Origin of the sequence: Candidatus Spongiihabitans sp. (genome assembly GCF_965247905.1) — a bacterium.
GTDB lineage: Bacteria > Pseudomonadota > Gammaproteobacteria > Arenicellales > Poriferihabitantaceae > Spongiihabitans.
The window spans coordinates 2,096,239-2,117,692 of the sequence record NZ_OZ252047.1; the positions used below are offsets into that span (position 1 = coordinate 2,096,239).

At 52.6% G+C, this 21,454-nt stretch carries 22 protein-coding genes; 4 read left to right on the forward strand and 18 right to left on the reverse strand.

Annotated elements, in window-relative coordinates; translation table 11 throughout:
- Window positions 1-37: 37 nt before the first annotated feature.
- A complete protein-coding gene (locus ACP158_RS10870; RefSeq protein WP_424946145.1) occupies window positions 38-1,900 on the reverse strand; it encodes an SLC13 family permease in 1,863 nt (620 codons plus the stop codon).
- Window positions 1,901-2,216: 316 nt separating this feature from the next.
- Here ACP158_RS10870 and ACP158_RS10875 point away from each other — a divergent pair, with 316 nt between their 5' ends.
- Both ACP158_RS10875 and ACP158_RS10880 read left to right on the forward strand, forming a co-directional pair.
- Complete coding sequence (locus ACP158_RS10875) at window positions 2,217-3,152, forward strand: lysophospholipid acyltransferase family protein (RefSeq protein WP_424946146.1); 936 nt, start codon at window positions 2,217-2,219, stop codon at window positions 3,150-3,152.
- Window positions 3,153-3,167: 15 nt separating this feature from the next.
- Window positions 3,168-4,541 (forward strand): aminotransferase, encoded by a 1,374-nt coding sequence (locus tag ACP158_RS10880; RefSeq protein WP_424946147.1) that lies wholly within the window; start codon window positions 3,168-3,170, stop codon window positions 4,539-4,541.
- 43 nt (window positions 4,542-4,584) lie between these two features.
- On the opposite strand, the gene ACP158_RS10885 is transcribed toward ACP158_RS10880, so the two are convergent.
- From ACP158_RS10885 to ACP158_RS10895, 3 genes are read right to left on the reverse strand one after another with little or no spacing between them, the layout of a single operon-like run.
- Complete coding sequence (locus ACP158_RS10885; protein WP_424946148.1) at window positions 4,585-4,953, reverse strand: hypothetical protein; 369 nt, start codon at window positions 4,951-4,953, stop codon at window positions 4,585-4,587.
- Complete coding sequence (locus tag ACP158_RS10890; protein ID WP_424946149.1) at window positions 4,950-5,603, reverse strand: MFS transporter; 654 nt, start codon at window positions 5,601-5,603, stop codon at window positions 4,950-4,952. The genes ACP158_RS10885 and ACP158_RS10890 overlap by 4 nt, the downstream gene beginning before the upstream one ends.
- A gap of 6 nt (window positions 5,604-5,609) precedes the next feature.
- A complete protein-coding gene (locus tag ACP158_RS10895; protein ID WP_424946150.1) occupies window positions 5,610-5,924 on the reverse strand; it encodes a hypothetical protein in 315 nt (104 codons plus the stop codon).
- Between the two features lie 84 nt (window positions 5,925-6,008).
- On the opposite strand from ACP158_RS10895, the gene ACP158_RS10900 reads away from it, so the two are divergent.
- Entirely contained in the window at window positions 6,009-6,536 is a 528-nt protein-coding gene (locus ACP158_RS10900; RefSeq protein ID WP_424946151.1) for a hypothetical protein, read from the forward strand.
- Window positions 6,537-6,667: 131 nt separating this feature from the next.
- On the opposite strand, the gene ACP158_RS10905 is transcribed toward ACP158_RS10900, so the two are convergent.
- Window positions 6,668-6,802 carry a hypothetical protein gene (locus ACP158_RS10905; RefSeq protein ID WP_424946152.1) on the reverse strand — a complete coding sequence of 45 codons (135 nt, stop codon included), beginning with the start codon at window positions 6,800-6,802 and terminating at the stop codon, window positions 6,668-6,670.
- Window positions 6,803-7,458: 656 nt separating this feature from the next.
- On the opposite strand from ACP158_RS10905, the gene ACP158_RS10910 reads away from it, so the two are divergent.
- On the forward strand, window positions 7,459-8,655 hold the full coding sequence (locus tag ACP158_RS10910; RefSeq protein ID WP_424946153.1) for an aromatic ring-hydroxylating oxygenase subunit alpha: 1,197 nt from the start codon (window positions 7,459-7,461) through the stop codon (window positions 8,653-8,655).
- A gap of 21 nt (window positions 8,656-8,676) precedes the next feature.
- Here ACP158_RS10910 and ACP158_RS10915 read toward each other — a convergent pair whose 3' ends face one another.
- The 13 genes from ACP158_RS10915 to ACP158_RS10975 all read right to left on the reverse strand — a co-directional run bounded on the left by ACP158_RS10915 (window position 8,677) and on the right by ACP158_RS10975 (window position 21,215).
- Window positions 8,677-9,519 (reverse strand): ABC transporter permease subunit, encoded by an 843-nt coding sequence (locus tag ACP158_RS10915; protein ID WP_424946154.1) that lies wholly within the window; start codon window positions 9,517-9,519, stop codon window positions 8,677-8,679.
- 2 nt (window positions 9,520-9,521) lie between these two features.
- A complete protein-coding gene (locus tag ACP158_RS10920; RefSeq protein WP_424946155.1) occupies window positions 9,522-10,487 on the reverse strand; it encodes an ABC transporter permease subunit in 966 nt (321 codons plus the stop codon).
- 26 nt (window positions 10,488-10,513) lie between these two features.
- Window positions 10,514-11,674, reverse strand: a complete 1,161-nt coding sequence (locus ACP158_RS10925; RefSeq protein WP_424946156.1) for an ABC transporter ATP-binding protein — start codon at window positions 11,672-11,674, stop codon at window positions 10,514-10,516.
- A 90-nt stretch (window positions 11,675-11,764) separates the two neighbouring features.
- On the reverse strand, window positions 11,765-12,880 hold the full coding sequence (locus ACP158_RS10930; RefSeq protein WP_424946157.1) for an extracellular solute-binding protein: 1,116 nt from the start codon (window positions 12,878-12,880) through the stop codon (window positions 11,765-11,767).
- 132 nt (window positions 12,881-13,012) lie between these two features.
- Window positions 13,013-13,441 carry a tRNA adenosine(34) deaminase TadA gene (gene tadA / locus ACP158_RS10935; RefSeq protein ID WP_424946158.1) on the reverse strand — a complete coding sequence of 143 codons (429 nt, stop codon included), beginning with the start codon at window positions 13,439-13,441 and terminating at the stop codon, window positions 13,013-13,015.
- A 41-nt stretch (window positions 13,442-13,482) separates the two neighbouring features.
- Window positions 13,483-15,072: a glutamine-hydrolyzing GMP synthase gene (gene guaA, locus ACP158_RS10940; RefSeq protein WP_424946159.1), complete on the reverse strand. Its 1,590-nt coding sequence runs from the start codon at window positions 15,070-15,072 to the stop codon at window positions 13,483-13,485.
- Between the two features lie 50 nt (window positions 15,073-15,122).
- Complete coding sequence (gene guaB, locus ACP158_RS10945) at window positions 15,123-16,583, reverse strand: IMP dehydrogenase (protein WP_424946160.1); 1,461 nt, start codon at window positions 16,581-16,583, stop codon at window positions 15,123-15,125.
- Between the two features lie 119 nt (window positions 16,584-16,702).
- On the reverse strand, window positions 16,703-17,182 hold the full coding sequence (locus tag ACP158_RS10950) for a peroxiredoxin (RefSeq protein ID WP_424946161.1): 480 nt from the start codon (window positions 17,180-17,182) through the stop codon (window positions 16,703-16,705).
- 209 nt (window positions 17,183-17,391) lie between these two features.
- Entirely contained in the window at window positions 17,392-17,652 is a 261-nt protein-coding gene (locus ACP158_RS10955; RefSeq protein WP_424946162.1) for a nitrile hydratase accessory protein, read from the reverse strand.
- Window positions 17,639-18,316: a nitrile hydratase subunit beta gene (gene nthB / locus ACP158_RS10960; protein WP_424946163.1), complete on the reverse strand. Its 678-nt coding sequence runs from the start codon at window positions 18,314-18,316 to the stop codon at window positions 17,639-17,641. Before nthB ends, ACP158_RS10955 begins: the two co-directional genes overlap by 14 nt.
- 1 nt (window position 18,317) lies before the next feature.
- On the reverse strand, window positions 18,318-18,941 hold the full coding sequence (gene nthA / locus ACP158_RS10965; RefSeq protein WP_424946164.1) for a nitrile hydratase subunit alpha: 624 nt from the start codon (window positions 18,939-18,941) through the stop codon (window positions 18,318-18,320).
- Window positions 18,942-18,976: 35 nt separating this feature from the next.
- The gene (locus ACP158_RS10970; RefSeq protein WP_424946165.1) at window positions 18,977-20,356 is read right to left on the reverse strand and encodes a glutamine synthetase family protein; all 1,380 of its coding nucleotides are present in this window, start codon (window positions 20,354-20,356) and stop codon (window positions 18,977-18,979) included.
- Window positions 20,357-20,360: 4 nt separating this feature from the next.
- Window positions 20,361-21,215, reverse strand: coding sequence for a DMT family transporter (locus ACP158_RS10975; protein WP_424946166.1), 855 nt, complete (start codon window positions 21,213-21,215; stop codon window positions 20,361-20,363).
- Window positions 21,216-21,454 lie beyond the last annotated feature (239 nt).

The following is a 21,454-nucleotide window of genomic DNA, read 5'->3' on the forward strand; positions in this document are numbered from 1 at the left end:
GGCAAGCCGAAGCGCCGGTGGAATTCGGTTTTCCGGCCTATAAGTAAAACGTATTCAGCATAGCCACGACAATGAAGATAAACATGATGGTCATGATGCTGCCGGCCTTGAGGAAATCAGCGACCTGATAACCCCCGGGGCCCATGATCAAGGCATTCACCTGATGGGTAGGAATAAGGAACGAATTGGATGTGGCCAGCGCAACGGTCAGCGCAAACACGGCCGGATTGGTGCCGGCCCCGATTGCGATATTGATGGCCAACGGAACCAACAGCACGGTGGCCCCGACATTGGATATGATTAGCGTAAATAATGAGGCCAGGATGGCGATGGCGGTTTGCAACATCCAGATTGGCACGCCATCGAGATAGAACAAAATTTGTTGCGCAATCCAGGCGGCGGTGCCGCTGTTTTCCACCGCAATGCCAAGCGGAATCAAACTGGCGAGCAGAAACACGCTCTGCCAACCGATGGCCCGATAGGCTTCTTCAATCTTGATCACTCCGCTCAGAATCATACCCACCGCCCCGCTCATCAACGCAACGGATAAACGCACATCGGTGAAGATGATCAGGAATAGCGTAAGCGCAAAAAACCCGGTCGCGAACTTAAGTTTTTGCGGTCGTTCATCTTCTCTTGGAAAGTCGGTCACCACAACAAAGTCATGTCTGGCATCCGCGATTGAACTCAGATTACTCCAGTTAATATGCAAGACCAAGGTGTCCCCGGATTGCAGCACGAGCTCAGGAATACCGCTATCAATAACGTCATCGGCGCGAAAAACAGAAAGCACCGTGGCGTCATAGCGCTTCCTTAATGCAACTTCCCGCAACGATTTGCCGATCAGCGATGAGTCCGGCGGGATGACCACTTCCGCAATTCCGGCGCTGCTTGAACTGAGTACATCAGCGAATACATCCATTTCGTTTTTCACATGTAGCGCGTATTCCCTGGCAAATTCATACACCGCGTCGCGGCGGCCCATAATCGCCATTTCGCTGCCAGCCCAAAAATCGGTATCGCCGCGCGGCGCGACCACCAACTCATGGCCATTTCTGATTGCAACAATCCATCCGGCGCGGCCGGCTGCGTCTATTTCCGAAAGCGTGCGCGATATTAATGGGCTTTCCTTGGTCACGACGCATTCATAGACCTCGCCCTCAATGCCATAGACTTCCCGAAAATATTTCAGCATGTTGCCGGATTCGCCCGGCTTATCCTTGATTACCGGCAATACAAAACGTCCAAGAAACACGAAATAACAAATTCCGCAAAAAAGCAATGTCAGTCCGATGGGCGTGACCGAAAACATGCTGAATTGCTCCACGACCACTGAGCGGTCCGGCATCGCCTGATTGGAGTTTTCAATCAGGTCATTGAGCAAAATCAATGGACTGGAACCCACCATGGTTATCGTGCCGCCCAAAATCGCGCAAAACCCCATAGGCATGAGCAGCCTGGAAATCGCCAGGTTTCCTCGACGCGCAATCCGATTGACCACCGGCAAAAATAATGCCGCGGCGCCAATATTTTGCAGAAAGCTGGAAATCAATCCCACCACGCTGGACAGAATCATGATCACCCGGCCTTCCGTATTGCCGCCGATTTTAAGAATTTTGTTGGCCAGTTTGCCCATCACGCCGGTACGATCCAGGCCGGCGCCGATAATCATTACCGCAATGATGGAAATAACCGCGTTGCTGGAAAATCCGCTGAACAATTGGCTCGAAGAAACCATGCCATCGTAGCCGGGAATGAGCGCAGTCAATCCAATTAACACCATCACTGAAACCGCCGCGACATCAATTCTAACAACTTCAAAAGCAAACAAGCAAATGACCAAAAGCAGAATCGCCATAACGGCGCCCATTTCGGCGGTAAGTTGCAGGCTTTCAGTCAAACTATGTATTCCAATTGTTATCGCTTGATTATTATGCAGCCGAGTCTCGATTTATCCCGTGAAATTTATCCCGTGAAATTGGTCTTTGGAGCAGACCGCCACCGACACCCCATTCCTGACCCATTCTATCACTATCCGAATAGATTGTCAGATTTTGCCGCAAAAACAAAAACGAGACATAAAATGGGAAACAAAAAACGTTGCCGCTTAAATTTATCCGCCACAAAAAATATCAGTCGATATTGCCCTAATTAAATTCAGGTTTTAAATTCAGGCTTTATCAAAATATTCCACCCACTCGTAATACAATACCGCGATGCATGGCACCACCGAAAAATCTGTTGAAAAACCTGTTTCAGGCAATGATTGGCTAAAAAATTTTCCGCAGAAACTATTGCTTGCTTTGCTGCGGGCGTTCAGTTACCTGCCCTTGCCGGTCATTTATTTTATCGGCACGGGCTTGGGTGAAATTGTATATTGGCTGCACGGCTCCCGCAGGCATGTTACCCAAACCAATCTCACCGCCTGCTTTCCGGACTACTCGCCCGGCAAAATTCAACGACTTGCCAGACATCATTTTCACGCCATGACCATCGGCGTGATGGCCATGGCCATCGCCTGGTGGTGTTCCGCGGCAAGATGCGAGCGCCTTTCCATTTCGAAAAACAAGCAAGTCCTGGACAACCTGATGGACGCCAAACAAAATATCATTATTCTTGCGCCGCATTTTGTCACGCTTGAGTTTCTCGGCTGTTACTTTTTCAGCCAGATGAAAATGACCAGCATGTATCGGAAGCACAAGAATCCATACCTCGATCAATTTATATTTCAAAGACGAACGCGGTTTGGCAGCCGCATGTATCACTATAAGGACGCCTCGCGCAGCCTGATCAAATCGATCCGCAAGGGCGTGCCTTTTTATTATTTGCCGGATCAGGATCCCGGAAAAAACCGTGGCGTGTTTGCGCCCTTTTACAATATACAAACCGCGACCTATCCCGCGCTCAATAAAATATCCCGGTTGGGCAACGCCAAGGTGGTGCCGTGCATGGCGCGGCTAAGAAAATTCGGGCGCGGCATTGAAATCATATTCGAACCGCCCCTGGAAAATTATCCGTCCGGAGATGGCGTGAAAGACACGACCACGATGAACCGCGCCATCGAAAAATTAATCGCCCACGCGCCCGAACAATATTTTTGGTCGCATAAACGTTTTAAGACGCGCCCGCCCGGAGAAGATCCTTTTTACTAATTTTTGATTACCGATATGCCAAAGCCTGTCACCGAATCCGTCCAACTGCGCGACAACCAGTTTTTGCATCCTTGGGAAGACATGAAAAAAATCGGCAACAACAAGCGCACGGTAATCACCCATGCTGACGGTATTTATATCGAGGATTCGGATGGCAACAAGTTATTGGACGGGCCGGCCGGCATGTGGTGCGTCAACATCGGTCACCGCCGCCAGGAAATGGCCGATGCCATCGCCGATCAAATAATGCAGTTAACTTATGCCAGCCCGTGGAGTTTAACCAACACGCCGGCTGTGAAACTCGCTGACAAACTTGCTCAACTGTCGCCGGGTGATTTAAACCACGTTTTTTACACCACCGGCGGATCCACTGCGGTTGATTCCGCGCTCAGGTTTGTCATGTTCCGCAACAACGTTCTTGAACAACCGCAAAAGAAACACATCATTTCCAGAACCAATGCTTACCACGGCAGCACCTATCTTTCAGCATCGGCATCCGGCAAGTCCCGCGACAAGAATTATCTCGACTTCATGGACGACGCATTTCATCATATCGCCGATCCAAATTTGATGGACCAGCCCGCGGCCATGAGCGAGCAGGAATATTGCGAGTTGCGTGCCGGCGAACTTGAAAATAAAATTTTGGAAATAGGCGCCGACAAAGTGGCCGCGTTTATCGCCGAACCAATCATGGCTTCGGGCGGCGTGATCATGGCGCCTCAGGGATACCACGCAGCTTGTTTGCGAATTTGTCGAGCCCACGATGTGGTTTATATCTCGGACGAAGTCGTCACCGCGTTTGGTCGATTGGGACATTTTTTCGCCTCGCAAGCGGTTTTCGATATCGTCCCGGATATCATCACTTGCGCCAAAGGCATCACCTCGGGCTATGTGCCGTTGGGCGCATTTCTGGTGTCTGACCGGTTATTGCAATCCATTGATGCGCAACATCCCAGCATCGTCTTTTCCAATGGCTTCACCTATTCCGGCCATCCGGTGGCTTGTGCCGCCGCGCTTAAAAACATAGAAATCATGGAGCGGGAAAACATCATGCAACATGTGCGCAAGGTCGCGCCGTATTTTCAGGCTCAGTTGGCAACGCTGAATGAACTTCCTGTCGTCACCGATGTTCGGGGAATCGGATTGATGGCTTGCGTTCAATGCGACCTCAATAAAGACGGCGACAATACGCTGGCGATGGACTATGCCATTGGAGACCGAATTGATCGGCATTGCCAGCAGCTCGGACTACTGGTTAGGCCGATTATAAATATGTGTGTTATGTCGCCGCCGCTAATCATCAATGAAACGCAAATAGATGAATTAGTCGAAAAATTAAAAAGGGGAATCGAGTTGGCTGTCATTGATGCCGAGTCCGACGGTTTGTGACTGGATTCGCGGCAGGAAGAACACCACTTGTTTTAACAATAAATCAGGGCCGCAAACTCATAGCACTGCGCGCTGACCGGAAAGATACGCGCCATGCGCGGCATTCAATGCGTCCGCCGAAGTCTTCGCCAGAAAAATACAAATGCTCATCGTTACGCACCCCGGCGGCGATCACGATTCGGTGCGCGCAAATCTTTTCTTTTCGTCTGCCGACGACGACAAGAAACGCGACTGCCGCAACCGCCGCGGCCAGCATAAATCCGTGCGGCGGAAAGATTTGCAACGCCGCGCCCGAGGCCGCCGGACCAATAACGCCGCCAATGGTGTAGGCAACGGCGATAGCCGACAATGCCGCGACAAGACGAGCACCGCCGGTTTTTTCGCCAGTCTCCATCACCGCCAATGTATTCATTCCCCCGGCCGCCCCGCCCCACAAAAATAAAACGACCCATGGCAAAACGCCGGTGCCCGCTTGCAAATTGTCGCCGTCGATGCGAGTGTGAAAACGGCGGCGCCGACGAGGGTGACAATGGCGGCGACAATTTGCGCGCGAACGCAACTGATTTTGTCGGCAAGCCAGCCGAGGGGAAATTGCAAAAGCGTGTTGCCGGCGCCGAAAGTGGTGACCAGCAAAGCGGCAGCGGCGGCACTCATCCCAAGTCCGGCGGCCGACGCCGGCAACAGAGAAATCGCCGAGGTCTCAATAAATCCGCAGACAAACGCCCCCGCCAATGCCGTCGGCAAAATCGTGAATAATACAAAAAATCCGTCGCCGTCACTGGATTTTTTCGTGGTCGCCGGACGAGCATCCCACTGCAACGCCGCCGAGAGGGGAACCAGTGCCAGCGCGAGCACTCCCGCGCACATCGCAAACGGCGCGGCGCCGTCGATGCCGGTGGCCACCAGCATCCCGGGGCCAACCGCGATTCCGAGTCCCATCAACGTCTCGTGTGCGCCAATCGCGCGTCCACGCCAGCGCTCGCCGGCGATTTGTAAAATCCACAGATCACAAACGATCCAGCGCAAAATAAGCCCGAAACCGGCGGCGAAATTGAACGCCAATAAAATTCAGAAATCACTCGCCGCCGCCATCCCGGCGACCGAGACGATGCTCGCTACAATCGCAAGCGCGCCAGCGCGAACCAGTCCAAGACTGGTGATTAGGCGCGGAACAAAACGTGATACCGCCAAAATCATCAACCACGGGGCGGCGGCGAAAACGCCAATCTGCGCCGCGGGGATTCCGCGATTTTGTAAAATCAGCGCGAGCAACGGCGGCAGAATCCCCAATTGCGCGATTTGCGCGAGCGTTGACAGCGTGCAGACGAACGCGAGTCCGTGCCAACGGACACGACCCGACGAGAAATTGTTTATGCGCTGCATTTGTTTGCTATACACGCATGAAAATAAGAAAAAACCTCATCTAAAGTTCACCGGAACCTTCTATGATACGCTAATCGCGTTGCTATGACTCAGTCCGAAAAATTGTTGCGGGATTGGCTGGCCAATTGTCTGGGCTGCGTCGCCGGTCGGCGAGAATTTCAACTCGATCGGTACATGGTGAAAGCGGTAAAAAACTGTCAAGATGTATTAAGCGCCTACGATGATTTTGTCGTTGCTCTGAAAGAAAAAGCGGCCGTCGCGTGTCTGTTTGTCCTCGACGACTTGCCCGGCATATATTCGTCTGACGGCACCAATGCGATTGTGCAAATCAATCAAATCGCCGAAATGATGGTGGTCTTGTCCGAAGCGCCGACCCGCGATTTGGTTAACGGTGGCAATTTGTTTGAAAAAAAAATTCTAGTTCGTGGCAACGCTTTGCGGTGCGAACGATTAACAATTACATTCAAATTACTAATTCCCAGCGGTGTCCGACTTTTCTTACCGACGACCATCGTCACTGGTACGCCAACCACCAAGCCCCCGCTTTTGCCGAGACCTGCAAAAATCTTTATCGGCATGATATGCCAATCATTTAGGTTCAAGATACTTTAAGGTATAGTGAAATGGTCATACCTAATTGTTCTATAAATGAAAAACAAGCATGTCATTCTCGCCGGCAGGCGGGAATCCAGAGTGGCGTAGCCGCCGAGACGCGTGCATACATTAGCGGTAAGCAACAAGCATCATCGCCTTGCCGTCATTCTCGCATCAAACGGCGCGGCTTCGCCGAAAATGAGTCCGGCTACGCCGGACGGCATATTCAACTGGATTGCCCGGCCAATAATAATATGGGCCGGGCAATGACAAATGATAGGCAATGGTGAATTGAGAAGACAAAAGCGCGTTGAGACGCCAAAGCACACGAGAGAAAATGTCCAGCTACGCCAGAGCACGTTTTAGTGTCACGCTTTGCGTGACAATTATTTACCATTGTCCTCTCAAAAGGAGTATTGCCTTCCGATTCACCATTGTCCCCCCAGCCCGTCATTCTCGCCGCAGGCGGGAATCCAGTTAAAATATGTCGTCCGGCGTAGCCGGACCCCTTTGAAAGAGTGTGAGTCTCGCTTCAATATGCGCCACGAAAATGGGTGTCAATATCTGCTAAAATCTATCCGAAATCGACCGCTTAAAGTATCTTGAACCATCATTTATCTTCGGCATCTGATTCAATCGTGGATGAACTATTACAAAAAGGGTGTCCTACCTAATCTGGACAAGATTACCGAACCGGGAACTTTTGATCAATGCCCCCGACAATGAGTGAAGACCAGCCACATCACTGCCATCGGCGACTTGTCGCAGAATATCTTCAGCGTACATGGGGGAACAGGGTTAGCGTGACGCATTTGGTTTAATAGCCTAGTGAAATGCCAGCAAGGTTGCGCGGGTATTTTTTCTATCTGTTTATTTTCTATATTGAGCATTTGTTCAATCGATTATAATCGCTCAATTATTGTTTCAATGAGAGTTCAAAATGCCGTCCGGCGACAATGCAAAACCAGTCCAAACCCGAATAAATTCGGAAACCAGCGACTGTTTGGCGCCGTGGGCTTATTACGATGACGAGTTATTGGAATTGGAAAAGGATCACCTGTTCAAGAAAAACTGGCTGCTGGTCGGGCATATCAATGACATGCCAAATCCGCGCGACTATCTGACCCTGGATGCGGTCGGCGAACGCGCGTTGGTGGTCAGGGGAAACGATAACCAAATTCGGGCGTTTCACAATGTCTGCCGGCACCGTGGCGCAAAACTGCTGGACTCGCCTTGCGGACAATGCGCGCCCGCGCTGACCTGCCCGTTCCACGGCTGGACCTACCAACTTGACGGCAAGTTGATCGGCGTTCCCGCGGAAAATACATTTCGTAATCTGGACAAATCGAGAAACGGCTTAGTGCCGTTGGATCTCGAAGTATGGATGGGATTCATTTTCATTCGTTTTCAAGGCGGAAAACAGTCCCTGGCTGAAATGCTGCGGCCCATGCAAGATGAAATCGCGGCGTATAAAATCGCGCAAATGCAGCCGCTTGAAAACACCCGGTATGACGATATTCGACCCTACAACTGGAAGGTGTTTCACGATATTGACAACGAAGGCTATCATGTCCCGATCGGGCATCCGGCTCTGCAGCAACTTTATGGCAAGGATTATTCCGACCATTTGGTGGGCGGCGTGCCACTCTCATATGGCGTGATCAATGCCGAGCCGGCGAAGTTATGGAGCGTGCGGCATTATCAAAAATTGCTGCCGCGGTTCGCGCATCTGCCGAAGAAAAATCAAGACTGCTGGTTGTATGGCGGAATTTTTCCGAGCATGGTTCTGGGCTTATATCCCGACAGCATCGAGTTTTACATGACCATCCCGGTCGCGATCGATAAAACCCGCGTGCGCGGCGGATGCTACGCGCTGCTCGACTCGCGCCGCGAAGCCCGCGCCGTTCGATATCTGAACCGGCGCATCAATAACGCAACCAGCGCGGAAGATGACAACTTCGTGAGATGGCTTCAGGACGGTATGCAATCCAGCGTTTTCCCGCAACCGAATCTGTCTTCCATTGAACAAGGGGTTCGTGAGTTTCATCACCGGTTGCAGGCTACATTGCCGGTCGCCCGATTGAAGCATCATCCCGGAACCGGAAAAGTGGCGCAAGCCAATCTCAGATTGTCGTAGTTGCCGGGCTAATCGCTCGGCTTATTTATTGGCCGCGGTTGCCAACTGCATATCCCTTTCCTTTTGCTTCTGCTGGCGGAACAGGATCCAGCCGGCGATGATCACGCCTATCGCGACGGTGAATATAATGATGGTTGCCAACGCGTTAATGTCCGGCTTCAGGCCGGTTTTTATTCTGGAATAAATCAGGATCGGCAGTGTATTCGCTCCCGGGCCGGTGACGAAACTAGCGATAACCAAGTCATCAAGGGATAAGGTGAATGAGAGCAACCATCCCGCCAACATGCCGGGCGCCAGTAACGGAAATGTAATATCGACTAAAACCCGCAATGGTTTGGCGCCTAAATCCTGAGCCGCTTCTTCCAGCGTCTGCCCCATTCCGGCTAACCGGGATTGAATAATGACGGCCACATAAGCCATGGAAAACGTGATGTGCGCAATGGCAATAGTGGAAAACCCGCGCTTATCCGGCCATCCGAAAAGCTCTTTCAGCGTTATAAACAACATCAACAACGACAAACCGGTAATCACTTCCGGCATCACCAGTGGTGCGGCAATCATTCCACCAAACAATGTTCTGCCACGAAATTTACCAAATCGCACTAACGCTAATGCGGCCAGAGTTCCGAGCAGGGTTGCAAAGGTGGCATTGACTACGGCAATTTTCAGGCTCAACGACAGTGCCGCCCATATTTTTTCGCTTTCAAACAAAGAGACGTACCAGCGTGTTGAAAAACCACCCCAAACCGGAACAATTTTGGAATAGTTGAAGGAATACGTAATCAACACCACCAGCGGGATATACAAAAATGCCATGCCAAAGCACAACACCGAAAACAGGAACCTGGAACGTTTTTTCTCCATGCCTAACCTTGCTCCGACTCTTTGCTCTGGACGCGCTGGTACAGCATCATCGGCACCACCAGCAAAATCACCAATGCAATCGCCACCGCCGAGGCCACCGGCCAGTCATGGTTGGAGTGGAATTCGCCATACAGCACCCGGCCAATCATCAATACATTACCGCCGCCCAGCAAATCGGGAATCACAAACTCCCCGGTTGCCGGTATGAATACCAACAACGATCCGGCAATTATCCCGGGCATAGTCAACGGCAAGGTTACGGTCAAAAATGTTTTAAACGGCCGTGCGCCCAAATCCGCGGCCGCTTCGTGCAAGGTCATATCCAGTTTTTCCATGTTGGCGTACAACGGCAAAATCATGAATGGCACATAGGTATAGACGATGCCGACATAGACCGCGAAATGAGAATACAGCAACCGTACCGGGCTCTCAATAAATCCGAGCCAAATGAGCAGATCGTTGATCAGCCCTTGGTCGGCCAGCAATCCCATCCAGGCATAGACGCGCAATAAAAATGAGGTCCAGAACGGCAAGATGACCAACATCAATAAAACATGCTTTGCGGTATGCGACGAGGTTACGATGGCATACGCGATGGGGTAGCCAATCAATAAGCACGCTACCGTGGATATGAAAGCAATTTTGACCGAACTTAAATAGGTGTTGAGATACAGCTCGTCTTCCCAAAGATAAGCGTAATTATCAAAAATCACGCGGATGTTCATGGCGCCGTCGCTGGCCCATTCAAACAACGGCGAAAACGGTGGGCTGGCGATTAGCGACTCCGCCAGGCTAATTTTCAGGATGATAAAAAATGGGGCTAAAAAGAACAGCAGCAGCCAAAAATACGGAATGAAGACAACCGCTGTTTTCCAGCGCGACTGCAACAGCTCGAAAATTTTTGGGATATGCGTACGGCCAATGGGGTGCGCCCTGAATTTTCCAATAATGTCGGTCGCCGATCGCATGGTCGCTTTAATGTTATCTGGCTATGTTATTTAGTCAGCACCACCGGGCTGGTGGCATCCCATCCCAGGTATACTTCATCTTCCCAATCGACTGCATGGCGTCCATCTTTCGGTCGCACCTGATTCGGAACGGTAACCGCAATGATCTTGCTACTGGGGAGTTTAATTCGATAGGTTGAAATATTTCCCAAATAGCCTATATCTTGAACCACTCCTTTTAGATTATTTGCGCTTGAATTATTTGCACTTGAGTGTTCAGGCGGCGTTTTGGACAGCCAGATTTTTTCTGGCCGCACCGCGACCCAAACCTTGCTGCCCTCCGTGATGGATAATCCGTGATCGATAAAAAACTCGGCATCATGGTCATCTGAGCGCACTCGAACATGGTCGGCGCCGTTTTCAGTAATTCGCCCTTCAAACATATTTGCCGTGCCAATGAAATCCGCGACCATTCGGGATGAGGGGTATTCGTAAATTTCTGTTGGCGTGCCGATTTGCACAAATTTCCCGGCATCCATGACCGCAATGCGGGTGGACAATGTCATTGCCTCTTCCTGATCATGGGTGACCACAATAAAAGTTACCCCGAGTTTTTCCTGGATGTTCATTAACTCAAACTGGGTTTGCTCTCTGAGTCGTTTATCCAGCGCCGCCAGCGGCTCATCCAGCAATAATACTTTGGGTCGCTTGACCAAGGCCCTTGCCAACGCCACTCGCTGACACTGCCCGCCGGACAATTGATGGGGTTTGCGCTTGCTGAATTCGGCAAGTTCCACCATTGCCAGCATGTCGGCGACACGCGACCTGATTTCTTCCTTGTCCACGCCATCGCACTTCAATCCATAACCGACATTATTCTCCACATCCATATGCGGAAATAACGCATAGGATTGAAACATCATGTTGACCGGACGATTGTAGGGCGGCACCTCGCTCATTTCCATGCCGTCAATATAGATGGTGCCCGAACTTGGCGTTTCAAAGCCCGCCAACATTCGCAAAAGCGTGGACTTGCCACAGCCGGAACCGCCCAAAAGGCAGAACAATTCCCCGCGATAGATATCCAGGTCAACGCTGCTTACCGCCGCGAAATCCCCAAAATTCTTGGTAACATTCTGGATACGAATAAACGGTTTTGCCTCAGGGTCTAACCATGGCTCGCACTGAAAATCAACCGAATCAGGCATGACTCACCTCATTGAAAATTCATGGCAGCAAACTTCGGCGCGTCGCATAAACAGCGATGGCACGATAACCACATGACGCGCCGAATTTTTCTAATTACCCGCCTTGAAATTGGTCCAGGTTCGGGTCAACAAACGTTCGATTTTTGGTGGCAATACCGCAGAGGTGTACATTAACGCCACGGCTTCCGGCGGCGGGAAAGCGGCCGGGCTGCTGGTCACCTCAGCATCAATTAAATCCACCGCGTCTTTATTTGCGGTCGCATACCACAAATAATTGGTATCCGCCGCACCAACCTCAGGGCGCATCATGTAGTTCAAGAACAGGTGTGCATTTTCCACATTCTCGGCGTCGGCGGGAATCACCCAGCCATCCACCCAAAAAGTAGCCGCATTCTTGCCAGGCGGAATGAAAAAATTCAGTTCTATGCCAGTATCCAGTTCTGCCGCCTGTGACATCGCCAACAAGCCATCCGGACCCCAACTGGTTACCACGCAAAACTCCTTTTGGATCAATCGTTGATACGCATAATTATCGAAAGTCTTGATATAAGGGCGGATTTTTAACAACATTTCCTCGACCGCCGCATAGTCGGCCTTGTTGGTTGAACTTGGGTCAAACCCCAGGTAAGACAATGCCATTGGCACCATATCGGATGGCGCGTCCAGGAAGGCCACGCCGCAGGCATCAATTTTAGAAATATGCTCTGGATCGAAAATCAAGTCCAGCGAGCCAATCGGCGCATCGGGATAGGTTTCCTTGACCAACGCTTCGTTATAGGTAACGCCATGCGTCCCCCACATATACGGCACCACATATTGATTGCCCGGATCCCAGTTTTCGCCTAACTGCGCCATAACCTCGGGGCGCATGTGCTTGAAGTTATCCAGTTTGGACTTGTCAACTGGTTGCAGGATACCGGCCGGAATCAATCTCGCAATTGCGCTGCCCGCATGACTGACCACATCGTAACCGGAGCTCCCAGCCAGAAGTTTGGAATCAATCGCTTCCTGGGATTCGTAAACATCATAAATCACTTTGATATCATATTCCGCTTCAAAGTTTGAAATGGTGTCCTCGGCGATGTATTCGTCCCAGTTGGTCACGTTTAATACCCCGGCAGCCGATGCTGAACCGGTGCCAACTAGCAGGACTAAAGATGCCACGCTGACCGCGCCGCCTTTCAATAATTTAGATAGTTTTATCATTTTTGCCTCCACAGCGATAAATTAAAGAATAACGGACACAGTATAACGTAACTTTTGCGAAATTCCATACACTTCGATAATGATGGCGATAATTGCAAGCGCGCTGAAATTTCCTTGGTGATGATGGATAAATTAACGTTTCTGCTTGAAGAATTGTTGGATCAATTCCTGGCACTGCCGTTGCATTATTCCAGCGGTGATTGAACAGCGGTGATTCAAGAACCTGGACTGCAGCAAATTGAGTTGGCTGCCGGCGGCGCCAAATTTCAGGTCGTGGGTCGCAAAAATCAGACGCTCGATGCGCGCATGCAAAATAGCACCGGCGCACATAATGCACGGCTCCATTGTGACATACAAACTGCATTTATCGAGGCGATAGTTTTCGATGTTTTTACCGGCAGCGCGCAACGCCTCTATTTCCGCGTGACCGCTGGCGTCATGATTTCCTATTGAGCAGTTAAATCCCTCGCCAATGATTTTTTCATTTTGCACGACCACGGCGCCAACCGGAATTTCATCGCGATCCTGCGCCATGATTGCCAGCTCCAAAGCCCGCGCCATAAACTGATGGTCTAGTTGACGTCGCGTCATTCCGCCTGGCGTCATTCCCACTCTATCGTGGCCGGCGGCTTGCCTGATATATCATAGACCACTCGACTAATTCCGCGCACTTCATTGATGATGCGGTTGGAAATTACCCCAAGCACATCATATGGAATCTGCTTCCACCTGGCAGTCATAAAATCCACGGTTTCTACTGCACGAAGGGCGATGATGTATTCATAGGCGCGATTATCCCCGACCACGCCCACGGATTTAATCGGCAGGAACACCGCAAAAGCCTGACTTATTTCGTCATATAAATCATGGACATACAACTCTTCAAGAAAAATCGCATCGGCCTGGCGCAAGATTTCCGCATACTCCCGTTTAACTTCGCCAAGAATTCTCACGCCCAATCCGGGGCCTGGAAATGGATGCCGGTAGACCATTTTTTTCGGCAGCCCCAACGCCAGGCCCATGCTTCGCACCTCATCCTTAAACAACTCGCGCAACGGCTCCAATAACTTTAGATTCATATCCGCCGGCAGTCCGCCGACATTATGATGGGATTTTATGACTTTGGCCGTTCCATGCTTATTTCCTGCCGACTCGATCACATCCGGGTAGATTGTTCCCTGCGCCAACCATTTCGCATTTTTTATTTTGCGCGACTCCCGTTCAAATATTTCTATAAAAAGGTTGCCGATGATTTTTCGTTTTTGTTCAGGATCATCAATGCCTTTCAGGCGTTCGAAATAATCATCCGCAGCATTTACGCGAATAACCTTTGCCCCCGGATGTTCGGAAAAAGTTTCCATAACCTGGTCGCCTTCGTGCAAACGCAGCAACCCGGTATCCACAAAAATACAGGTCAACTGAGCGCCGATGGCGCGATGCAACAGCGCCGCCACAACAGCCGAATCGACGCCGCCGGAAAGTCCCAGTATCACGCGCTCACTGCCAACCCGATTTTTAACCCACTGCAATTGGCTTTCAATAATATTCGCCGAAACCCAGTCCGCGCCACAGCCACAAATGTCATGAACAAAGCGCGATAAAATCCTTTTACCGTCCACGGTGTGAGTCACTTCGGGATGAAACTGAACGCCATAGTAATCCCGGTCTTCATCGGCGATGATGGCGTACGGGCAACGGCCGGTGGCGCCGATGACCTTGAATCCAGCCGGCAGTTCGCTCACTCGATCGCCGTGACTCATCCATACCGCCAGCGCCTGACCGGCTGGCCCGCACAATTTGCTATTGGCACAAGTGTTGACCACGGCATGCCCATATTCGGCATGTCCATTTTCAGCATATCCATATTCTTGAGCGGTCGTATTTTCAACCACTCCCCCAAGCTGAGAGACCAATGTTTGCATCCCATAACAAATTCCAAGAATCGGCAGTCGCGTATCAAAAACTATGCCGGGAGCGTTGGTTTCGTGATCCTGATAAGTTGACGCAGGGCTGCCTGAAAGAATAAAACCGTTTGCGGCAAATGCCTTTATTTTGTCGGGGTCAACATCAAATGGAAAAATTTCACAATAAACCCCCAGCTCCCGCACGCAACGCCCAATAAGCTGGGTGTATTGCGCGCCAAAATCCAGTATCAGTATTTTTTGTTGCTGCGGGTCATGGAATGTGTTCATGCGCTAATCAAAACGACAAAATTCATCGGCGCGAAAATTACTGGAAATTGCTAACTGGTTTGATAATTCGGCGCTTCCTTGACGATGGAAACATCATGCACATGGCTTTCCTTCATGCCCGCATTGGTGATGCGAATAAATTGCGTTTTATGGCGCATATCTTCTATCGTGCCACTGCCGGTATAACCCATGCTGGCGCGCAGCCCGCCCATCAACTGATGGATAATATTCACCATCGGGCCCTTATAAGGCACGCGCCCTTCAATCCCTTCCGGCACTAATTTATCCGCGCTATCGACGCTTTCCTGAAAATACCGATCCTTGGAGCCCTTCTGCATGGCGCCGAGGGAGCCCATGCCCCGATAAGATTTGTAAGAGCGTCCTTGAAATATTTCGATTTCACCCGGCGATTCATCGGTACCCGCTAAAATACCCCCGACCATCACCGTATTCGCGCCACAAGCGATGCACTTGGCGATATCGCCGGAAAATCGGATGCCGCCATCCGCAATGAAAGGAACATCCGTTCCCTTTAAGCCTTTAGCAACTTGCTGGAGCGCATGAATCTGCGGCACGCCGACGCCAGCGACAATTCGGGTGGTACAAATCGAACCGGGACCAATGCCCACTTTGACCGCATCAGCACCGGCATTGACCAAGTCCCTGGCCGCTTCCGCTGTGGCGATGTTACCGCCGATCACCTGCATACCGGCGTAAGTTCTTTTAATCATCGCGATCCGATCAAGCACCCCGCGAGAATGACCATGAGCAGTATCCACGACGAGGGCATCGACCCCGGCGTTCGCCAGACACTCCACTCTTTCATCCGCATCTTCGCCAACGCCAACCGCCGCGGCTACCAGCAGCCGCCCTTGATCATCCCTGCAAGCATTGGGGTAATCACTGGATTTTTGAATATCCTTCACGGTCACCAACCCGTTAAGTTCATTGTCGCCGCTCACCACCAAGACTTTCTCGATACGATGTTGATGCAATAAGCGTTGAATTTCGTCCGAAGATGCGCGCTTACCCACCGTCACCAGATGCTCTTCTGTGGTCATCACTTTATCAACCGGCGTATCCATATTCTTTTCAAACCTCAAATCACGATTGGTGACGATACCAATGACCTTTCGGCCATCAACCACGGGAACGCCCGATATTGAATACTTTTGCATCAGCTGAAGCACATCCTTGACCCGAGCGGTTTTTTCCACCGTTACCGGATCGGTGATCACGCCACTCTCGAATTTCTTTACCTGATTGACTTCCTTGGCCTGTAATTGCGGCGTTAAATTTCTATGAATCACACCCACACCGCCTTGCTGTGCCAGACAAATCGCCGCCTTGGCAGCGGTTACGGTGTCCATAGCCGCAGAAACCAAAGGAATATTTATTGTGAGATTGCGGGTAAAGCGGGTTTTTAGATCCGCATCCTGAGGCAGAATTTCAGATTTTGCAGGAACCAACAAAACATCGTCGAAAGTCAGTGCTAAATCAATGGCTTTCATCTACGAATTATACAGCATTAAATATCGGTAGAGAAATAGAATCTTTACCCCCTAAAAACCTGCTCATATTGATCGCAAGCGTTAGCGCGTTTAAGGTGGTCGTCCGCGTACAACAGTTGCTACAACAGCCGCAGGATGGTTTCGGCATCGCTGACCTCGAAATTGGCGCCTTGCTCGACGTTGAGATGAGTGACCACACCGTCGTCAACGATCATGGCGTAGCGTTGCGATCTCACGCCCATGTGCTTCGCGGTCAAGTCCAACTCCAGCCCGACCGCCGCGGTGAACGCGCCACTGCCATCCGCCAGCATCACGATGTCGTCGGCGTTTTTGTCTGCGCCCCACGCGCCCATCACGAACGCATCGTTGACCGACAGGCAGGCAATGGCATCGACCCCTTTCGCCACAATGGCATCGTGATGCACCACAAACCCGGGCAAGTGCGCGGCCGAGCAGGTCGGCGTATACGCGCCCGGCAACGCGAACAACACCACCTTCTTGCCGCCGAAAATTTCATCGGTGGTGGTCTCGGCCGGGCCATCCGCAGTCATGCGCGCCAAGGTCACATTCGGTATTAAGTCACCAACTTTAATCGTCATTTCAAATTCTCGCTTAGTGAATACATTGAACAACAGGAGCAACAATAGCCGCTCTCGCAAAACCCGCCTATTCTACACCCCCGATTGTTTGTTACAACACAGGCGTAGCCGCAATCGTAGCAGAGACGAGAAGGGATTGCGACCCCCTCTTAACTGTCGGAACATCCTGCACTTCGCCATTAATCACAACTGGCAATCACAACTGGCAATCACAACTCGGTTTTTTCCGCGACGATTTGCTCCAGGGTTTGTTGCCAGAGTCGATAGTATGTATCGCTGTCTTCAATGGCGTTATGTTGCTCAAACTCGGCGATGTTGCTCGCCAAAAGCGCGGCCCATTCTTTCCACTCGAATAACCCCGATTGATTGAGCTGCACCGCCATGGCGAATGTTCGTGCCTGCCACGGTGCGGCAAAGACCAGTTCGCCGTCGGCCCGGGGTTGCCCGGGAATGGGTTCAGGGCGCGACATCCACCATCTCCAGATAAGGCTCGAACAGATCGACATACACCGCGGTATTCCCTTCTGCGTCCGCTTCGCCCCAAAGCTCGTGGGCTTCAAAACGAACGTTATAAAGATGTTTCGGTTGTTTTTCGCCGCTTGCCGCGTGCTGGTCCGGGAAAACATGCGCACCGTGATGGAACACAATCACCCCTTCGCGTCCTCGCGTGTAGCGCGGCGCGCGGGTATGGGATTTGGGCGTGCCATTTCGCGCCCTGACGCGCGCGCCGCTGATAAACCGGGGTGCGGCTTCAGCAGGTAAAATGGTCGGTGCGCCTTGGCCCAGAATTTCCGCCACGCGCTCAACCGTAACCGCTTGCAACCGCCCCTTGCCCGTCGCTTTGCCGCTTTGTAGCTCGGCCGTGCTGAGCAAACCGCGTTCGACCAGCAGTCGTTCCAGGCCATCGAGCCAGTGTTCATAATAGGTGCTGGCAAGATAATGCGCCGGCCGCATTTGCTCGCGGGCGAAGCGCGTCTGGTCGAGATTCCACTGGCCCAACATGCCGCAAGCCAGAGTCATGCCGAATACCGTTGCCTCCCATTCATTGGGAAATAGCGCGCTCTGCCCATCACCAATAAACATGTCGTCAATCGCGCCAAACCCGCATCGCCCACCGAGGTCATGTGCCTTCATTTCAGGCGTTCACCGGGTCGGCCAAGGGCGCGTCGAGCACCGCTACGCCAATCATCGAATCGCGGGTGACCAGGCGTGCCAGTTGCTGCGCGCTCAGGTTTTCGCTGCCGCGCGGTCTTCGCGGCAACACCAGATAGCGGATTTCCGCGGTGGAATCCCAAACCCGCACTTCAACGTCGCGCTCAAGAACAATGCCGAATTCGGCCAGCACCGCACGCGGCTCACGCACTGCCCTGGCGCGGTAGCTCGACACCTTGTACCAGATTGGCGGCAGGCCGAGCACCGGCCATGGATAGCAGGAACACAGCGTACACACCACCATGTTGTGCACCTGCTCGGTGTTTTCCACAACCCGCATGTGCTCTCCCTGGCGGCCGGCATAGCCGATTTCCATGATTGCATCGGTGGCATCCGCAAGCAAGCGCTGTTTGTATTTCGCATCAGTCCAGGCTCTGGCAACGACCTGCGCGCCGTTCTTGGGGCCGACCCGGTTTTCATAGGTATCGACCAATTCGTCCATCGCTGCGGCCTCCACCAGCCCTTTTTCGATCAACAAATTTTCCAACGACTTGACCCGCGCCTCGATGTCGCCATCGGGGTCATGGGGATGATTGTGTTCGCTCATGGGGTTCGCCTCTTGTTCAAGGTTTGTTCGCAAGCTCACAAATACCAACTGCTCTCGCTGGGATCGCTTTCGGTGAAAGCCTGGTATTCTTTCAACTTGCAACTGCTGTATGCATTCAGGTACCGCTGGCCGAAATAGTCGGGCAGGATCTTGCCGCGGCGGCATTTCTCGAAGGCGCTTTGCGCATCGAACGGCATCCCCTCGTGCAGTTGCTGGCCAGCATTTCCCGAGGTCGGTTGACCCGCATCAATGTGGTTGCTGAGGCCATGGTGAATACCGACCAGCAATGCCGCCAGAGTCAAATAGGGATTGGCATCAGCACCGGCCACGCGGTGTTCGATACGCTGTGCGCTACCCGGACTTTTGGGGATGCGCATCGCCACCGAGCGGTTCTCGAAACCCCAACTCGGGCTCACCGGCACATAACTGTTGGCGACGAAGCGCCGATAGGAATTGACGTTGGGGGCGAATATCGCCATCGATTCGGCCATGGTTTGCTTAAGCCCGCCGATGGCGTGCCTGAGTTGCGCGCTGGCGCAAGCGCGTGTGCCGTAGCGATCATCATGCCCGCCATCGAATACGTTTTCTCCATCGTCGTTGAGCAAGCTGATATGCAAGTGCAGCCCGCTGCCGGCGCGCGCCGCATAAGGCTTGGCCATGAATGTGGCTTGCAGTTGGTGTTTTCTGGCGACGCACTGCACCGCGCGGCGAAATAGTACGCATTGATCGGCCGCTGCGAGTGGTTGGTCGCTGTGGCGCAGGTTGATCTCGAACTGGCCGGGCGCGTATTCGGCCGAGATTGCGCCGGTGGCAATGCCTTGTTGCGCGCACGCCTCGCTCACCGCGTGCAGGTAGTGACTGAAATCTTCGATGTGGTCGATGCTGTAAACCTGAGTGGCTTCGCTTCGCTGCCCGCTTAACGGCGAGCGCGGCGGCTGAATGCGCTCGCCGTTGTCGTGCGTCGGGTCGAGCAGATAGAACTCCAGTTCAAACGCCACCACCGGGCGCAACCCCATCTCGCCGAAGCGCGCCAACACGCGCGCCAGCACATTGCGCGGCTCAAAGTAATACGGTGCGCCGCCCAAACTCTGCAGGGTCAACATCACTTGCGCGGTGGGATATCTCGCCCACGCAACCGGCGCCAGGGTGCCGTCGATGGGAATGGCGACTTCGTCCGGGTCGCCGTCGGAAAACCCCAGTCCCTCTGGATCATGCGAATCGCCGGTGACTGCCAGCAAAACCGACGAACCGGGCAACATCATGCCGTCGCTGAAAATCTTGTCCGCCAGATCAATCGGGTAACGCTTGCCGCGCATCACGCACGACAAGTCGCACAGCATTGCGTCGACATACTGCGTGTCCGGATGGCGCTTCAAGTATTGCCTAAAGTCTGGATTAGGGAGCGGGTCGGTCACGGCGCTAGCCACTGTGCGCGGCGAGTTTGTATTCGCGGCGGGCGATGAACACGCCGCTACCGACCACGATGCCGGTGCCCAGCAATGTGGTCAGGGACAGCACTTCGCCGTACAGCAAGAAGCCGATGATGATGGCCCAGACCAGCACGAAGTAGTTGAACGGCTGCAGGATGACCGCCGGCGCCAGCGCCAGGGATTTGATCAACAGCAAGTGGCCGATGATGGACGTGGTGCTGATGACCAGCAGCCAGACGGCTTCGGCGGCGGCGAGCGGGCGCCAGTAAAATGGCGCGATGAGCATGGCGCCGGCGAAGCCGACCACGCCCAGGTAGAGCAGCGAGGTCTCGAACGAATCGTAGCGCGAGACCAGGCGCGTCAGCACATTATAGACAGCGAACATCAGCGCCGAGGCGAGCGCGATGAGCGCGGCTGGCTGGAACACTCCGCTGTCGGGGCGCAGGATGATCAGCGTGCCGATGAAGCCGACCATGACCGCGAGCCAGCGACGCCAGCCAACGGATTCGCCCAACAGCGGCACCGACAGCGCGGTGATCAGCAGCGGGAAGCACGCGAACAGGGTATGCATTTCAGCCAGCCCGAGAAACTGAATGGCATAGGCGAACATAATAATTTCACCGGACAACAGTAGCCCGCGGGCAATCTGCAGCCACGGCCGTTGTGAACGAAATGCCGCGGCAATGCCGCCTTTGATGTCGGTGCCGCGGCCGACATAAACCAGCGCGAACAACGCGAAAAAGAAAAACCGCACGGCCACAATCTGCGACGCCGGCAGGGTTTGCACCAGATGCTTGGTCAAGGCATCCTGCCAGGCGAAAAACAACGTGGCGATTACCAGCATGACGATCGCCCTAACGGTCGGGTCCGACCAGTCACGAGCGCCACTCATATCGTTTTTGTCATGATGAAAAAATCGGCTGTTGTTGAATGTGAAGTTGAATGTGAAGTTAAATCCCAAATGGAATACGACGACTAAACAGTCTAATCAATCCGCCCGATACACGCAACGGCATCCACCATCATTCCGTCCCCCGCCTCGTCATTCCTGCGGAAGCAGGAATCCAGTTGATCATCCGTCCC

What these genes read in the sequence shown, in the direction of transcription:
- ACP158_RS10875 (WP_424946146.1), top strand. Translation starts at nt 2,217, where the DNA reads ATGCATGGCACCACCGAAAAATCTGTTGAAAAACCTGTTTCAGGCAAT.
- ACP158_RS10880 (WP_424946147.1), top strand. Translation starts at nt 3,168, where the DNA reads ATGCCAAAGCCTGTCACCGAATCCGTCCAACTGCGCGACAACCAGTTT.
- ACP158_RS10885 (WP_424946148.1), bottom strand. Translation starts at nt 4,953, where the DNA reads ATGAATACATTGGCGGTGATGGAGACTGGCGAAAAAACCGGCGGTGCT.
- ACP158_RS10895 (WP_424946150.1), bottom strand. Translation starts at nt 5,924, where the DNA reads ATGCAGCGCATAAACAATTTCTCGTCGGGTCGTGTCCGTTGGCACGGA.
- ACP158_RS10900 (WP_424946151.1), top strand. Translation starts at nt 6,009, where the DNA reads ATGACTCAGTCCGAAAAATTGTTGCGGGATTGGCTGGCCAATTGTCTG.
- ACP158_RS10910 (WP_424946153.1), top strand. Translation starts at nt 7,459, where the DNA reads ATGCCGTCCGGCGACAATGCAAAACCAGTCCAAACCCGAATAAATTCG.
- ACP158_RS10915 (WP_424946154.1), bottom strand. Translation starts at nt 9,519, where the DNA reads ATGGAGAAAAAACGTTCCAGGTTCCTGTTTTCGGTGTTGTGCTTTGGC.
- ACP158_RS10920 (WP_424946155.1), bottom strand. Translation starts at nt 10,487, where the DNA reads ATGCGATCGGCGACCGACATTATTGGAAAATTCAGGGCGCACCCCATT.
- ACP158_RS10925 (WP_424946156.1), bottom strand. Translation starts at nt 11,674, where the DNA reads ATGCCTGATTCGGTTGATTTTCAGTGCGAGCCATGGTTAGACCCTGAG.
- ACP158_RS10930 (WP_424946157.1), bottom strand. Translation starts at nt 12,880, where the DNA reads ATGATAAAACTATCTAAATTATTGAAAGGCGGCGCGGTCAGCGTGGCA.
- tadA (WP_424946158.1), bottom strand. Translation starts at nt 13,441, where the DNA reads ATGGCGCGGGCTTTGGAGCTGGCAATCATGGCGCAGGATCGCGATGAA.
- guaA (WP_424946159.1), bottom strand. Translation starts at nt 15,072, where the DNA reads ATGAACACATTCCATGACCCGCAGCAACAAAAAATACTGATACTGGAT.
- guaB (WP_424946160.1), bottom strand. Translation starts at nt 16,583, where the DNA reads ATGAAAGCCATTGATTTAGCACTGACTTTCGACGATGTTTTGTTGGTT.
- ACP158_RS10950 (WP_424946161.1), bottom strand. Translation starts at nt 17,182, where the DNA reads ATGACGATTAAAGTTGGTGACTTAATACCGAATGTGACCTTGGCGCGC.
- ACP158_RS10955 (WP_424946162.1), bottom strand. Translation starts at nt 17,652, where the DNA reads ATGTCGCGCCCTGAACCCATTCCCGGGCAACCCCGGGCCGACGGCGAA.
- nthB (WP_424946163.1), bottom strand. Translation starts at nt 18,316, where the DNA reads ATGAAGGCACATGACCTCGGTGGGCGATGCGGGTTTGGCGCGATTGAC.
- nthA (WP_424946164.1), bottom strand. Translation starts at nt 18,941, where the DNA reads ATGAGCGAACACAATCATCCCCATGACCCCGATGGCGACATCGAGGCG.
- ACP158_RS10975 (WP_424946166.1), bottom strand. Translation starts at nt 21,215, where the DNA reads ATGCTGGTAATCGCCACGTTGTTTTTCGCCTGGCAGGATGCCTTGACC.